We start from the raw sequence: 13,574 nt of genomic DNA on the forward strand, positions 1-13,574 counted from the left end.
GCCATGCTGCTGCGCCTGCTGTTGCTGACGGTCCTGGTGCTCGGCAGCGGCGCGGCGCGGGCGGCCTTCCCGGAGCCGGGGCGACCGGTGACGGTCATCTTGCCCTATCCGCCCGGCGGCGGCAGCGACCTCTCGGCCCGTGCCCTGGCGCCGGTGCTGGAGCGGGAGCTGGGCACGCCGGTGGTCATCGTGAACCGGCCGGGCGCCAATTCGCAGATCGGCATGGCGCAGACGGCCCGTGCCCGGCCGGATGGCTATACCCTGGCCTATGGGCTCTGGCCCTCGACCATCACGCTCTATCTCGATGCCGCGCGCAACGCGGGCTTCGCGCGGGACAGCTTCACCCCGCTGGCGATGCATGTGATCGACCCCGGCACCATCATCGTCCGCAGCGACAGCCCCTACCGGTCGCTCGGCGACCTCATCGCCGCGGCCCGGGCACGGCCGGGCGACCTCCGGGTCTCCGACCCCGGCATCCTGAGCTGGGAGCACCTCGCCTCCCTCACCCTGCAGAAGCAGCACGGGATCCGCGTGAACCAGATCCACTACCAGGGTTCGGCGCAGGAGCTGGTGGCGCTGCTGGGCGGGGAGATCGAGGTGGCGCTGGTCGCCGGCGGCACCGCCATGACGCAGACCAGGGCCGGCACCGCGCGGACCCTGGCGGTGCTGGATGCGGCCGAGAGCCCCTTCCTGCCCGGCGTGCCGACCGCGGCCTCGCTCGGCACCCGCATCGTCGCCGGCTCGGCCCGCGGCTTCGTCGCCCCGGCCGGGCTGCCGCCGGAGGTGGAGGCGGCGCTGGCCCAGGCGCTGGAACGCGCCATCACCGGCGCCGAGCATCGGCAGAAGATGCAGGAGCTCGGCCTGCCGATCCGCTTCCTCGGGCCGGCCGCCTTCCGCGACTACTGGGCGGCGGAGGAGGCGGCGCTGGCGCCGCTGGTGCGCGAGGTGCTGGAAGGCAAGGCGGCCGACTGAGCCGCGCGCGGCCATGGGCTGGCCCGATGGTTCGTCGCGCGATTCACGCCTTCGGTGTTTCCGCCTCAGGCGATCACGCTCTAGGCGCGGGCACTATAGGCCGGGGCCGGCAGGCGTTGCAGCGGGGCCACTTGGCTGGGGCCGGGCCGTCGCCAGGCCGGCGCTTCCGCATTGTCCCGAAATTGCGGCGCCCCGAAACTATTGGCGGCGCAGCCCGGCAGGGCAGCGACGAGCAGCAAGGCCAATACCCGATACAGCATCGCCCCAATCCCCATTCGGTCGATGACGCCTACCGTCGCATGCTCGCCTGGCCTTGTCCCCTGGGATTTCACGGTTTTGGCAGCCACGGTGCCGGGAATTCGCCATGCCGATCGCGCGGCAGGCGGAACCAAATTCCGGGCCCGGCGTAGAGCCGCAGCGGCGCGGCGCCGCGCCTTTCAATGAGGACCAGTCATGCGCAGCTTCACCCTGTTGATCCTCGCCACCCTCGGGCTGGCGGGATGCGTCAGCTTCAGCAGCAGCAACCCGAACCCGCCGGCACGGGACACCGTGGTCGTTCCCTCGCGCTAGGAGATTTTCGCCTGAATTAAGCGCGCCCAGGTTGCGGCGCGGCGCTGCCACCGGCACTCTCGGTATCCGGTGGCCGGCTCATCCCATCCCGTCCCGGGCGAGGCCCGGGGCGGGTTGGGGCAGGATGCCGTCCTGGCCAAAGCGCCGCTGCGCCGCGATCGTGCCGACCCGCGCCATGACCTGCTGGGCCAGCACGATCCCATCCGCGTGCAGCGGCAATCCGGCGACTGCGAGCGCTTCGGCGGTCCAGGTATTGCAAGTATAGGTGGCGGCGTAGGTGATCGTGGACGCATGGAAGACACTGCCGGGATAGGGGCCCGCCGCAATGGGCCGCAGCCGATCGCCGGGGCCCAGGCCAGCCCGGTCGAGGCTGCCCGCGAGGAACTGCTGCAGCCGGGCGAATTCCGGCCCCGCCAGCGGCAGTTCGACCACAGCGCCCGGGCCGAAGGCCGCCTCCGGCGTGGCGGCCAGGGCGGTCAGCAGGATGGCGCCGCGACCGGGCAGCAGGGCGCGCAGCATGGCCAGCGGGCCCGCCCCCGGCTCCAGCAGATAGGCGCGGTCGCCGAAGCCGAAGACGAGGTGGCGCAGGCCCGGGAAGTCCCGCGCCAGGCTGGCGAGCTCCGGGATCAACGCCCAGCCCGGCCCCGCGACCGGTACCGCGATATCGGTATGCCAGCCCCGCCGGACGACATGGACCAGGATCCCGTAAGGTCCGGCCGCCATGGCTGCCGGCCGCGGCAGGGTGGCGCAGGCGGCGGCGAGAAGCGGCGCCAGCAGCAGGCCTCGCCGGCCCAGGCGCGCGGTGCCGGCCATGCCCGATGACGGCGCCGGCGGGCTGAAGCCGGCCTCGCCGGCGTCCCCCGCGCTCCCGCTTTCCCCGGCGCTGGGTGTGGCACTGATCTTCGCCCTGGCCATGGTCCTCGTCGCGGTCTTGCCGCATTGGGCGGCCGAAGGCGGTGCGGCGTGGTACGGCGTGGCCACGCCGGTCGCAAGCCTCGGCATCCTGATCGCCGCCCTGCTGTTCATGCGGCGCCAGCATGACAAGGCGCTGGCCGAGGCCGCCCGTCGCCTGGCCGAACTCGGCAGCCGCATCGCCACCGGTGCCGCCGCGCTGGCCGCCAGCGAGGCGCGGCTGCGGCGCGCCCAGCGCATCGGCCGGGTCGGCGGCTTCGAGATCGACCTGCGCTCCGGCCTCAACCACCGCTCCGGCGAATACATGTCGGTCCAGGGCCTGCCGGGCGAGGAACGGATCGAGCGGCACCAGGACTGGGTGGACCGGTTGCATCCGGAGGACCGCGACCAGGCCGAGCGGATCTTCCGCGAGGCGATCGCCGACCAGTCCGGCGCCACCGACTATGCCCAGGAATACCGCATCATCGCCCCGGATGGGGAAATCCGCTGGATCGCCGCCCGGGGCGAGATCGCCCGCGATGCCGCGGGACGCGCGCTGTTCATGGTCGGCGCGCATGTCGACATCACCGAGTTGAAGCAGGCCGAGGCGGAGCGGCGGGTCAGCGAGGAGAGGCTGCGGCTGGCGCAGGAGGCCGCGGGCCTCGGCATCTGGGAACGGGACCTGCTGACCGGCGAGGCCGTCTGGTCACCCGAGCAGTACCAGCTCATGGGCTTCGACCCGGCCGAGCCGCCGCCGCATCGCGACGTGATGCGGGAGCGCGTGCTGCCGGAGGACCGGCCCGGCCTGGTGATGGAGCGGATGAGCCTGGGCCAGGCTTCCGCCTTCCGCGCCGATGGCGCATTCCGCCACCAATTCCGCATCCGCCACCCGAAGGATGGCGACGTCCGCTGCATCCTCGGCCTCGGCCGGGTCTTCCGCGGGGCGGATGGCCAGCCGAGCCGCATCATCGGCGTCAACCTCGACATCACCGACCGGGTGCGGGCCGAGGAGCGCCAGGCGCTGCTGACGCGGGAGCTGGACCACCGGGCGAAGAATGCGCTGGCGGTGGTGCAGGCGGCGCTGCGGCTGACCCCGCGCGACGACCCGGATGCCTTCGCCCGCGCGGTGCAGGGCCGCGTCGCCGCGCTGACCCGGGCGCACACGCTGCTGGCCGAGGGCGGCTGGACCGGGGCCGAATTGCGCGCCGTGCTGCAGGGCGAGCTGGATCCCTTCCTCAGCAAGCCCGGCCAGGCGGTGCTGGAGGGGCCGGCGGTGATGCTGGCCGCGGTGGCGGCGCAGCCGATCGCCATGGCGGTGCATGAGCTGGCGACCAATGCCATGAAATACGGCGCGCTCTCGGCCTCGACCGGCCAGGTCGCGGTGCGGTGGCGGATCGCCGGGGAGCGGACGCTGGAGATCGACTGGGTGGAATCCGGCGGCCCCGCCGTGGCGGGCGGCCCGGCCCGGCGCGGCTTCGGCACCCGGGTCATCGAGGCGACCCTGGGCGGGCAGCTCGGCGGCACGGTGGCGAAGACCTGGGCGGCCGATGGCCTGCAATGCCGGATCACCCTGCCGGTGGCGCGGGTGACGGTGGTGGCCCGGGCGATGGAGGCACCGCCCGAGCTATCCTTCGGGACCTGAGGCCTAGAGCTTCGGCAGGTTGAAGCGGTCCGCCGGGTCATCCCAGCCCTTGAAGCGCGGCGGGCGCTTCTCGGCGAAGGCGGCGCGGCTTTCCATCAGGTCCGACTTCGCCCCGTGGTCGTGCAGCTTCGCCGCCAGCGCCTCGAATTCCGGCGCCGGCTTGGGCCGCATCTGCCGCATGAGGTGGATGGTGTTGACGCGGGAGGCCGGCGGCAGCGTCAGCAGGTGCGCCGCCATCTCGAGCGCGGTCGGCAGCAGCGCCTCGGGCGCCACCACGCGGTTCAGGAAGCCCAGCTCATGGAAGCGCTCCGCGGTGAAGCGGTAGCCGAGCGCCATCTCCAGCGCGATGGCATAGGGCAGGTTGGCGATGGTGCCGTGGTTGTAGCCGCCGAGCAGCCAGCGCTTGGCCTCCGAGACCTCGAAGACCGCGCCCTGCACGGCGACGCGGAGGTCGGTGCGTTCCACCAGCATGAAGCCGCCGCCCATGGCGAAGCCGTTGATGGCGGCGATGACCGGCTTCTCCAGCGCGCCGGTCATGAAGGGGTCCTCGCCCGGCGGGCGGCGGCCGCCCGGGGCGCCGTCGGCGAGGGATTCCTTCATGTCCTCCCCGGCGCAGAAGCCGCGGCCGGTGCCGGTCAGGATGCCGACCTCCAGCTCCGGGTCGGTGCGGAAGCTGGTCCAGATCTCGGCCAGTTCGCAGCGCAATTCGTGGTTCAGCGCATTCATGCGTTCCGGCCGGTTCAGCCGCACCACCAGCACCTGCCCATGCCGTTCGGTCTCGACAACGCTCATCGCCGCATCCTCCTGCCGGTTCGCGCCAGTCTGTGGCGGCAGGCGGCAGGGCGCAACGTGCGGGGCGGATGGATGCGCCTCCTGCGGGAGTGAAGGAGACAAAGCCTCTCCTCCTGGGCTAGTCTCCGGGGCCATGGCCCAATTCGTCGTCGCACCCGATCCGACCTTTCCCCAGGACATCCCGGGGTTCATGCGGACGGGGGATTTTCCCTATCTGACGGTGGTGGCGGCGACGGCCACGCAATACGTGGCCACCATGCTGGTCGGTAATCCCTATGCCTCCAGCGGGGGACCGGCGCAGGTCGAGGTCTCGCTGCAGTTCAAGGGCACCGGCATGGTGTTCGACGGCGCAATCCCGGTGGGCGGCACCATCACCGAGATGCTGCGGCTGCAGACCGGTGCGGGCGAGCCCTTCCTGTTCGTCGATGGCATCAGCATCCCGGGCAGCCTGCTCGGCGCGCTGATCCGCGCGCATGACGAGGCCGGCATCGCCGCGCTCTTCCTCGGCAGCGACGACACCATCACCGGGTCCTTCAATTCCATCGCCGCCTATCCGCCCGGCGATCTGCTGGATGGCCATGCCGGCAACGACACCATCTTCGCGCGCGAAGGCCATGACACGCTGCTGGGTGGCGAGGGCCAGGACCAGCTCTTCACCGGCACGGGCAACGACCTCGCCTATGGCCAGGGCGGCAACGATACCCTGTTCGGCGAGGCGGGCAACGACACGCTGGATGGCGGCGACGGGGCCGATGTCCTCTATGGCGGCGTGCAGGACGACAGCCTGCTGGGCGGCATCGGCGCCGATAGCCTCTTCGGCGAAGCGGGCCGCGACACCATCCGGGGCGAGGCCGGGAACGATGTCATCGCCGGCGGCGTCGAGGACGACTGGCTGGATGGCGGCGAGGACAACGATAGCCTCGTCGGCGATGCCGGCAACGACACGCTGCTGGGCGGCGCGGGCGCGGATTCGCTTTATGGCGATACCGGCGCCGACAGCCTCGATGGCGGCGGCGGGAACGACACGCTGGATGGCGGCAACGACGGCGATGCGCTGACCGACCTCGGCGGCGACAACCTGCTGCTGGGCGGCGACGGCCAGGATACGCTCATCGCCGGCGCGGGCAACGACACGCTGGATGGCGGCCCCAACCCGGATGCGATGCAGGGCGGCGCCGGCGACGACGTCTACTATGCCGACGATGCCGCCGACCTCGTCATCGAGAATCCCGGCGAGGGGACCGACGAGGTCCGCAGCGCCGCCAGCTTCTCGCTCTATGCCAATATCGAGAACCTCACCCTCATCGCCGCCACCGGCAACAGCTTCGGCATCGGCAATGCGCTCGGCAACGTCATCACCGGCAACGAGGGCGAGAACCTGCTGCTCGCCGGCGCCGGCGCCGATACCGTCTATGGCGGCCGCGGCAACGACGCGATCCAGGGGCAGGCGGGGGCCGATAGCCTCTTCGGCGGCGACGACGCGGATACCATCCTCGGCGGCGACGATGCGGACACCATCGACGGCGGCGCGGGCAGCGACGTGCTCCATGGCCAGGCGGGCGACGACAGCCTGGTCGGCGGCGCCGGCTTCTTCACTGATACGCTCATCGGGGGCGATGGCCGCGACACGCTGCGGGGCGACAGCGGCGCCGGCGACTACGATGTGATGGAGGGTGGCGCCGGCGACGACCTCTATGTCCTGGATACGCCCGCCGATCAGGTCGTCGAGGCGCCGGGCGGCGGCACGGATACCGTCGTCGTGGATTTTGCCGGCATCGGCTATACCCTGACCGCCAATGCCGAGACCCTGGTGCTGCTCGGCCGCACGCCCTTCGGCATCGGCAATGCGCTGGACAACCTGCTGGTCGGCAATGCCGTCGCCAATGCCCTGCTGGGCGGTGCCGGCGGCGATACGCTGGATGGGCGGGGCGGCGACGACCTGCTGTTCGGCCAGGAGGGCGCCGATGTCTTCCAGTTCCGGCCGGGCGGCGGCCATGACTTCGTCGCCGACTTCACCCGCGGCGCCGACCGGATCCAGCTGATCGACTTCGGCCTGGGCAGCTTCGCCGCGGTGCAGGCGCTGACGCAGGATGTCGGCGGCACCGCGGTGATCAGCCTCGGCGCCGATTCCATCCTGCTGGGCGGCATCGCCGCGGCCAGCCTGACCGCGGCGGATTTCATCCTCGGCTGAGGCTGCCTCAGGCGACCTTCTTGCCGAGGTGCGGGAACATCGCCAGCTTCGCCGCCTCGTCCATGTCCGCCTTGAAGGCGTGCTTGTCCTTCAGCGCCAGGGCGCGGGCGGCGGCGGGGCGGGCGCCGACCATGTCCATATGCCGCTTCACGTTCGGATAGCCGGCCATCGCATCCGGGCCAAGCACGAAGGGCACCAGCCGCGACCAGCCCCAGAGCGCCATGTCCACGATGGAATAGGCGTTGCCCACCATGAATTCGCGCCCGGCGAGGTGGGCGTCGATGATGCCCCAGTGGCGCTGCGCCTCGAAGGTATAGCGGTTCACCGCATAGTCCTTCGGCTCCGGCGCGAAATTGCGGAAATGCACGGCCTGGCCGGAATAGGGGCCGATGCCGGTGGCGATGAACATCAGCCAGGACAGCATCTGGCCGCGGTCGGCGGCACCCGGCAGGAACTGGCCGGTCTTCTCCGCGAGGTAGAGGAGGATGGCGTTGCTGTCGAAGACGGTCTGGTCGCCGTCGACGATCACCGGGACCTTGGCATTGGGATTGATCGCCAGGAATTCGGGGGTGTGCTGCTCGCCCTTGCGGGTATCCACCGGCACCGGCTCATAGGCCAGGCCCATTTCCTCGAGGCAGAGCGCGACCTTGGTCGGGTTCGGGGCGAGGTTGTAGTAGAATTTCAGCATGTCCGGTCCTCCCGTCGTGGGGACCGGATAAGGCAAGTGTTTCGGCCGGGAAGCAAGACCCGGCTGCGGGTTGCCCCGCAGCCGCGCCAGCTCAGGCCTTGGCGGCCTTGCGCTTCGCCTTCTTCATGCCGGCCAGCGCCGCGTCCTTCAGTGCCGGGCTGGCCTTGAAGCGCACGGTCGCGCCGGCCTTCACCGCCACCTTCTCACCGGTGCGGGGGTTCAGCGCGCTGCGCTTCGCCGTCTCGCGCACGATGAAGGCACCGAAGTCGGGAATGGTGAAGCGACCGGTCTCGACGATTTCCGCCTTGATGGCGGCGATGATGTCGGTCGCGAGCCCATTGGCCGCCAGGGTCGGCATCTCGGTGGACTTGACGATGACGTCGGTCAGAAACTTCTTCGACACGCACTGCACTCCTTTGGATTCGCGCGGCATAGCGTGAACCGCGCGGTTTGTCAGGGGCAACATCGCCGGAAGGCGGGGCAACATGCGGCGATGGCCGGATCACTCCACCGTGGCACCGGAAAGTCGCACCAGCTCGGCCACGCGGGGCAGCTCGGCGGCGAAGAAGCGGCCGAATTCCTCCGGCGTGCTGCCCACCGGCTGGTAACCAAGCTGTTCCAGCCTTTCCCGAGTCTCGGGCAGCCGCAGCCCCGCCGCCACTTCGCGGGACAGTCGGTCGACTGCCATCGGCGGCGTGCCGGCCGGGGCGAACAGGCCGAGCCAGCTGTTGAAGCTGTAGCCCGGCACCGCTTCCGCGATCGCCGGGATCTCCGGCAATTGGGCGGAGCGCGCCTCCCGCGTGATGCCCAGCGCCCGGACCTGCCCGGCGCGGACCTGCTGGAGCGCCTCCACCACCGGGGTGAACATCAGGTCAAGCCGGCCGGAGACGAGGTCCGTCATCGCCGGCGCGCCGCCGCGGTAGGAGACCTGGGTGAAGCTGACCTTGGCCTGGTGCTCGAACAGCGCCATGGCGAAATGCTGGGTGCTGCCGGCGCCGGCGGTGCCGCAATTCAGCTTGCCCGGCTGCGCCCTGGCCAGCGCCAGCAGCCCGGCCAGGTCCCGCACCGGCAGGCTCGGGTGCACCACCAGCAGCGCCGCGCTGAGTGCCACCAGGGAGACCGGGGCGAAATCCTTCACCGGGTCGAAGGGCAGGTTGCGGTACAGCGCCGCATTGGTGGCATGCGAGCCCATGGAGGCGACCACCAGGGTCTGCCCGTCCGGGGCGCTGCGGGCGACGTATTCGGTGCCGACGTTGCCCGCCGCGCCGTTCCGGTTCTCGACCAGCACCGGCTGGCCGAGCCCGGCGGTGATGGCCTGGGCCAGCACCCGGGCGGTGGTATCCGTGCTGCCGCCCGGGGCGAAGCCGACGACCAGCCGCACCGGGCGGTCCGGGCTCCAGCCCGGCTGCGCCGCGGCGGGGCGGATGAAGGGCAGGGTGGCGAGCACCGGCAGCAGGCTGCGGCGGTCCATGGGCGTTTCCTCCTCGATCGGCGGGGCGTTGGCCGCCCTCGCCTCTTGGTCTGCGCGGCGTTCAGGCGGCGGGGGTGCCTTCGACATAGGGCTTCAGCGCCGCATAGATCATGGCATGCACCGGCGTCGGCACGCCCAGTTCCCGGCCCATCGCCACCACCTTGCCGGAGAGCCAGGGCAGCTCGATCCGGTTGCCGCGGATCAGGTCGATCGCCATGGAGGCCATCATGGTCGGCGGGGCATTCTTGTTGAAGCCGGCCATCTTCTGTTCCACGTCGGGCGGCAGCGGCACGCCCCTGGCGCGGGCCACATCCACCACTTCCTGGTAGGCGGCGGCGAAATAGGGCGCGATATCCGGGTCGTCCCGCAGCTTGCCGATCGGCTGGCGGGTGAGTGCGGTCATCCCGGCATTGCTCGCCAGCATGATGAACTTCATCCAGAGCTCGGTGACGATGGCGGTGCTGAGCGTCGCATCGAAGCCGGCCTTCTGGCACAACGCGAGGAAGGCCTCGGCGCGGGCGCTGCGGGTCCCGTCCAGCTCGCCGAAGATCATCCGCATGAAGGTGCCGGTCTGGCGGATGACGCCGGGCTCGGCGATGGTCGCGCTGATCTGGGCGACGCCGCCCATCACCGCGCGCGGGCCGAGGATCGGCAGCAGCCGCTCGCTGGCGTCGATCCCGTTCTGCAGCGGCAGCACGGCGGTTTCCGGCCCGACCATGGGGCGGATGCGCTCGCCGGCGCTCTCGACATCCCAGAGCTTCACGCAGAACAGCACCATGTCCACCACGCCGATGGCGGCGGGATCGTCGGTCGCCTGGGTCGGCAGCAGGTGGCTTTCGCCGCGGCCGCCCTCGACCCGCAGCCCCTTCTCCCGCATGGCGGCGAGATGGGCGCCCCGCGCCAGGAAGGTCACATCCGCCCCGGCCTTGGCCAGGGCCAGGCCGAAGCCACCGCCGACGCCGCCGGCCCCGATTACCGCGATCCGCATATGCCGCTCCTGATGCTTTCCGCGATCATCGGGGGTTTTGCCGTGGCCGTCCAACCTTGCGGGGTTCCTCCGGCTGACCCATGGTTCGCGCCCGGAATCCGGAGGGACCGTCCATGAAGATCGCCTTTTCGCCAGCCAGCCCCTATGTCCGCAAATGCACCGCCAGCGCCATCGCCCGCGGCGTGCCGCTGGAGAAGTGGACCGTCGGCACCACCGACCCGGCGCTGCTGCCGGTCAACCCGCTCTCCAAGGTGCCCTCGCTCGTCACCGACGACGGCGTCTCGCTCTACGACAGCCCGGTGATCTGCGAGTACCTCGACAGCATCGGCGATGCGCCGAAGCTGTTCCCGCCGGCCGGCCCGGCCCGTTGGAAGGCGCTGCGGCAGCAGGCGCTGGCGGACGGCATCCTGGATGCCAGCCAGCCGCGCCGGCGCGAGGTCGCGCTGCCGCAGGACCAGGGCCGCATCGACTACATCGTCCAGCAGCAGGGCAAGGTCGCCCGCGCCCTGGACGTGCTGGAGGCGGAGGCCGACACGCTCGGCATGCTGACCACCATCGGCGAGATCACCATCGGCTGCGCCCTCGGCTACCTCGACTTCCGCTTCCCGCACGAGCCTTGGCGCCCGGGCCACCCCAAGCTGGACGCCTGGTACGCCAAGGTGGTCGCGCTTCCGCCGCTGGCGGAGACGATGCCGCCCCCGGGCTGAGACGGGCTTGGCGTGGTGGCGGCGACCTGGGATAGTTTCGCCCAGGGAGAACAACCACCATGTCCAAGATCGAACGACGCGCCCTGCTCGCGGGGCTGACGGCGGCGCCATTCGCCGCGCCCGGGCTGGTCCGGGCACAGGCCGCCCGGCCGGTGCAGATCGGCCTGCTCAGCGACATGAGCGGGCCGTTCAAGGATGTCGGCGGGCCGGGCAACCGTGCCGCGGCGGAGCTGGCGGTGCAGGATTTCGGCGGCAGCGTGCTCGGCCGCCCCATCACCATCCGCCAGGCGGATGATCAGAACCGTGCCGACGTGGCCTCGGGGCTGGCGCGGGAATGGATCGACAACCTCGGCGTCGACGTGCTGGCCGATGGCGGCGCCTCCTCCTCCGGCCTTGCCATCCAGGAGGTCTGCCGCGAGAAGAAGCGGATCTACATCTGCACCGGGCCGGCGACCTCGGACATCACCGGGGTGAAGTGCTCCCCCTATGGGATGCACTTCGGCTTCGATACCTATGCCCTGGCGCATGGCACCGGCACCGCCCTGACCAAGTCGGGCGGCGACAGCTGGTACTTCATCACCTCCGACTATGCCTTCGGCCATGCGCTGGAACGCGACACCATGTCCGCCGTCCGGGCCAATGGCGGCCGCGTGCTGGGCGCGGTGCGGGCGCCGCTGAACAACGCGGATTTCTCCGCCTTCCTGATCCAGGCGCGGGCCTCCGGCGCCAAGGTCATCGGCATGGCGCTGGCCGGCGTCGACCTGCAGAACTGCATCAAGCAGGCGGCGGAATTCGGCATCACCCGCGGCGGCATCAAGCTGGCGACCCTGCTGGTGCAGGTGACCGACGTGGTCGCGCTCGGCCAGAAGACCTGCGAGGGCATGGTCTATACCGACAGCTTCTACTGGGACATGACGGAGGCGACGCGCGCCTGGGGCCGGCGCTACATGGCGAAGATGAACAGCCCGCCCGGCCTGCAGCATGCCGCGGTCTATACCGGCGTCACCCATTGGCTGAAGGCGGTGAAGGAGACCGGCGGGCTGGATGCCGATGCCATCGCAGCGAAGATGAAGGCGACGCCGGTGAATGACTTCTACAACGACAACGTCCGCCTGCGGGAGGATGGCCGGACGCTGCACGTGATGTACCTGTGGCAGGTCAAGCCGGCCGCCGAATCCCGCCACCCGTACGACTTCAACAAGCCCCTGGCGACCATCGCGCCCGAGGATGCCTGGCGGCCGCTGAGCGAGGGCGGCTGCCCGCTGGTTCGGGCGTAAGGGCTTGGCTAGGATCATCCCCGCAACGGGGATGATCCGATGGCCCATTGGCTGGTGAAGAGTGAGCCGGACGCGTTTTCCTGGGACCAGCAGGTCGAGAACAAGGTCGAGCCCTGGACCGGGGTGCGCAACGCGCTCGCCGCCAAGAACCTGCGGGCCATGCGGACGGGCGACCTCGCCTTCTTCTACCACTCCAACATCGGGAAAGAGATCGTCGGCGTGGTCGAGGTGGTGCGGGAAGCCTATCCGGATCCGAGCGACGAGACCGGCCGCTGGGTCTGCGTGGACATGAAGGCGGTCTCGCCGGTGCCGCAGCCGGTAACGCTGGCGACCATCAAGGCCACCCCGGAATTGGCCGATCTGGCCCTGATCCGGCAATCGCGCCTTTCCGTGATGCCCATCGAGGAGGCGCATTGGGCCATGCTCTGCCGCATGGGCGGCTGGAAGCCCTCGAAGCGGAGGTGAGCATGAAGCTCGAAGGGTCCTGCCAGTGCGGCGCGGTGACATTCCGGGTGGAGAGCGCGCATCCCTATCCCTACCAGCGCTGCTACTGCTCCATCTGCCGGAAGACCCAGGGCGGCGGGGGCTATGCCATCAACCTCGGGGCGGACAATGCCACCCTGAAGGTCACCGGGCGGCAGCACATCGCCATCCACCATGCCAAGGTGAAGAACCCGGAGGATGCCCGCGCCCATCGCAGCGCCGCGGAGCGCCATTTCTGCAGCCGGTGCGGCAGCGCCCTGTGGCTCTACGACGCCCGCTGGCCGGAGCTGGTGCATCCCTTCGCCTCGGCCGTCGATACGCCCTTGCCGGCGCCGCCGGAATCGACCCACATCATGCTGGAATTCAAGCCGCCCTGGGTGGTGGTCGAGGCCGGCCCGAAGGACCGCCGGCACGACCGCTACCCGGAGGAAAGCATCGCCGGCTGGCACGAACGGCTCGGCCTGACGAAGGACGCATGATGGGTGAGGCGGCGGTCGGCGCGGATGAACGGATCCTCTGCCGGGAGGACGAGATCGCCGAGGGCGCGGCGCGCGGCTTCCCCGCCGCCCCCGGCAGCTTCACCGGGCTCTTCGCGGTGCGGAAGGCCGGGCAGGTGATGGTCTACGTGAATTCCTGCCCGCATATCGGCCTGCCGCTGGAGCCGCTGCCGCATCGCTTCCTGGATACCCGCAAGACCCATATCATCTGCTCGGTCCATGGCGCCCGCTTCCGGATCGAGGACGGGGTCTGCACCACCGGCCCCTGCGTCGGCCAGGCGCTGGAGGCGGTGCCCTCCCGCGTGGTGGAGGGGATGCTGGTGGTGCCGGCGGCTGCCGGATTGTAACGCTGGCCGCAGGCCTGAGGCGCCGCTTTCCACGGCCATTTCGCGCCACGGCCCGCGC

14 protein-coding genes are annotated in these 13,574 nt (G+C 70.7%); 8 read left to right on the forward strand and 6 right to left on the reverse strand.

Translation table 11 applies throughout. The features are described 5' to 3' along the window. Positions 1 to 3: 3 nt before the first annotated feature. Positions 4 to 972 carry a tripartite tricarboxylate transporter substrate binding protein gene (locus AC0IW9_RS14330; RefSeq protein ID WP_471648940.1) on the forward strand — a complete coding sequence of 323 codons (969 nt, stop codon included), beginning with the start codon at positions 4 to 6 and terminating at the stop codon, positions 970 to 972. A gap of 648 nt (positions 973 to 1,620) precedes the next feature. Here the strand turns inward: AC0IW9_RS14330 and AC0IW9_RS14335 are convergent. Continuing rightward, on the reverse strand, positions 1,621 to 2,355 hold the full coding sequence (locus tag AC0IW9_RS14335) for a DUF2459 domain-containing protein (RefSeq protein ID WP_471648941.1): 735 nt from the start codon (positions 2,353 to 2,355) through the stop codon (positions 1,621 to 1,623). Here AC0IW9_RS14335 and AC0IW9_RS14340 point away from each other — a divergent pair. Beyond that, entirely contained in the window at positions 2,354 to 4,075 is a 1,722-nt protein-coding gene (locus AC0IW9_RS14340) for a PAS domain-containing protein (protein WP_471648942.1), read from the forward strand. The two genes, AC0IW9_RS14335 and AC0IW9_RS14340, sit on opposite strands and share 2 nt — an antisense overlap. A 3-nt stretch (positions 4,076 to 4,078) precedes the next feature. Here the strand turns inward: AC0IW9_RS14340 and AC0IW9_RS14345 are convergent, their stop codons facing one another. Further along, the gene (locus tag AC0IW9_RS14345; RefSeq protein ID WP_471648943.1) at positions 4,079 to 4,867 is read right to left on the reverse strand and encodes an enoyl-CoA hydratase/isomerase family protein; all 789 of its coding nucleotides are present in this window, start codon (positions 4,865 to 4,867) and stop codon (positions 4,079 to 4,081) included. A gap of 133 nt (positions 4,868 to 5,000) precedes the next feature. On the opposite strand from AC0IW9_RS14345, the gene AC0IW9_RS14350 reads away from it, so the two are divergent. Next, the gene (locus AC0IW9_RS14350) at positions 5,001 to 7,058 is read left to right on the forward strand and encodes a calcium-binding protein (protein WP_471648944.1); all 2,058 of its coding nucleotides are present in this window, start codon (positions 5,001 to 5,003) and stop codon (positions 7,056 to 7,058) included. Between the two features lie 7 nt (positions 7,059 to 7,065). Here the strand turns inward: AC0IW9_RS14350 and AC0IW9_RS14355 are convergent, their stop codons facing one another. The 4 genes from AC0IW9_RS14355 to AC0IW9_RS14370 all read right to left on the reverse strand — a co-directional run bounded on the left by AC0IW9_RS14355 (position 7,066) and on the right by AC0IW9_RS14370 (position 10,205). Next, entirely contained in the window at positions 7,066 to 7,746 is a 681-nt protein-coding gene (locus AC0IW9_RS14355) for a glutathione S-transferase family protein (RefSeq protein WP_471648945.1), read from the reverse strand. A gap of 91 nt (positions 7,747 to 7,837) precedes the next feature. After that, positions 7,838 to 8,149, reverse strand: a complete 312-nt coding sequence (locus AC0IW9_RS14360) for an HU family DNA-binding protein (protein WP_471648946.1) — start codon at positions 8,147 to 8,149, stop codon at positions 7,838 to 7,840. 99 nt (positions 8,150 to 8,248) lie between these two features. Next, positions 8,249 to 9,217, reverse strand: a complete 969-nt coding sequence (locus AC0IW9_RS14365) for a Bug family tripartite tricarboxylate transporter substrate binding protein (RefSeq protein ID WP_471648947.1) — start codon at positions 9,215 to 9,217, stop codon at positions 8,249 to 8,251. Between the two features lie 61 nt (positions 9,218 to 9,278). Further along, the gene (locus tag AC0IW9_RS14370; protein WP_471648948.1) at positions 9,279 to 10,205 is read right to left on the reverse strand and encodes a ketopantoate reductase family protein; all 927 of its coding nucleotides are present in this window, start codon (positions 10,203 to 10,205) and stop codon (positions 9,279 to 9,281) included. A gap of 113 nt (positions 10,206 to 10,318) precedes the next feature. On the opposite strand from AC0IW9_RS14370, the gene AC0IW9_RS14375 reads away from it, so the two are divergent. From AC0IW9_RS14375 to AC0IW9_RS14395, 5 genes are read left to right on the forward strand one after another with little or no spacing between them, the layout of a single operon-like run. Beyond that, the gene (locus AC0IW9_RS14375; RefSeq protein WP_471648949.1) at positions 10,319 to 10,912 is read left to right on the forward strand and encodes a glutathione S-transferase N-terminal domain-containing protein; all 594 of its coding nucleotides are present in this window, start codon (positions 10,319 to 10,321) and stop codon (positions 10,910 to 10,912) included. A gap of 59 nt (positions 10,913 to 10,971) precedes the next feature. Then, entirely contained in the window at positions 10,972 to 12,189 is a 1,218-nt protein-coding gene (locus tag AC0IW9_RS14380) for an ABC transporter substrate-binding protein (RefSeq protein WP_471648950.1), read from the forward strand. A gap of 39 nt (positions 12,190 to 12,228) precedes the next feature. Next, positions 12,229 to 12,654, forward strand: a complete 426-nt coding sequence (locus tag AC0IW9_RS14385) for an EVE domain-containing protein (RefSeq protein WP_471648951.1) — start codon at positions 12,229 to 12,231, stop codon at positions 12,652 to 12,654. Positions 12,655 to 12,656: 2 nt separating this feature from the next. Then, positions 12,657 to 13,151, forward strand: a complete 495-nt coding sequence (locus AC0IW9_RS14390) for a GFA family protein (RefSeq protein ID WP_471648952.1) — start codon at positions 12,657 to 12,659, stop codon at positions 13,149 to 13,151. Beyond that, positions 13,148 to 13,516, forward strand: a complete 369-nt coding sequence (locus AC0IW9_RS14395; RefSeq protein ID WP_471648953.1) for a Rieske (2Fe-2S) protein — start codon at positions 13,148 to 13,150, stop codon at positions 13,514 to 13,516. Before AC0IW9_RS14390 ends, AC0IW9_RS14395 begins: the two co-directional genes overlap by 4 nt. The last annotated feature ends 58 nt before the right edge of the window (positions 13,517 to 13,574 follow it).

The sequence above is a fragment of the Belnapia sp. AC561 genome, assembly GCF_979252845.1.

Bases quoted from the DNA above. Each gene is read 5' to 3' on its own strand.
- AC0IW9_RS14330 (WP_471648940.1), top strand. From the start codon at position 4: ATGCTGCTGCGCCTGCTGTTGCTGACGGTCCTGGTGCTCGGCAGCGGC.
- AC0IW9_RS14340 (WP_471648942.1), top strand. From the start codon at position 2,354: ATGCCCGATGACGGCGCCGGCGGGCTGAAGCCGGCCTCGCCGGCGTCC.
- AC0IW9_RS14335 (WP_471648941.1), bottom strand. From the start codon at position 2,355: ATGGCCGGCACCGCGCGCCTGGGCCGGCGAGGCCTGCTGCTGGCGCCG.
- AC0IW9_RS14345 (WP_471648943.1), bottom strand. From the start codon at position 4,867: ATGAGCGTTGTCGAGACCGAACGGCATGGGCAGGTGCTGGTGGTGCGG.
- AC0IW9_RS14350 (WP_471648944.1), top strand. From the start codon at position 5,001: ATGGCCCAATTCGTCGTCGCACCCGATCCGACCTTTCCCCAGGACATC.
- AC0IW9_RS14355 (WP_471648945.1), bottom strand. From the start codon at position 7,746: ATGCTGAAATTCTACTACAACCTCGCCCCGAACCCGACCAAGGTCGCG.
- AC0IW9_RS14365 (WP_471648947.1), bottom strand. From the start codon at position 9,217: ATGGACCGCCGCAGCCTGCTGCCGGTGCTCGCCACCCTGCCCTTCATC.
- AC0IW9_RS14370 (WP_471648948.1), bottom strand. From the start codon at position 10,205: ATGCGGATCGCGGTAATCGGGGCCGGCGGCGTCGGCGGTGGCTTCGGC.
- AC0IW9_RS14375 (WP_471648949.1), top strand. From the start codon at position 10,319: ATGAAGATCGCCTTTTCGCCAGCCAGCCCCTATGTCCGCAAATGCACC.
- AC0IW9_RS14380 (WP_471648950.1), top strand. From the start codon at position 10,972: ATGTCCAAGATCGAACGACGCGCCCTGCTCGCGGGGCTGACGGCGGCG.
- AC0IW9_RS14385 (WP_471648951.1), top strand. From the start codon at position 12,229: ATGGCCCATTGGCTGGTGAAGAGTGAGCCGGACGCGTTTTCCTGGGAC.
- AC0IW9_RS14390 (WP_471648952.1), top strand. From the start codon at position 12,657: ATGAAGCTCGAAGGGTCCTGCCAGTGCGGCGCGGTGACATTCCGGGTG.
- AC0IW9_RS14395 (WP_471648953.1), top strand. From the start codon at position 13,148: ATGATGGGTGAGGCGGCGGTCGGCGCGGATGAACGGATCCTCTGCCGG.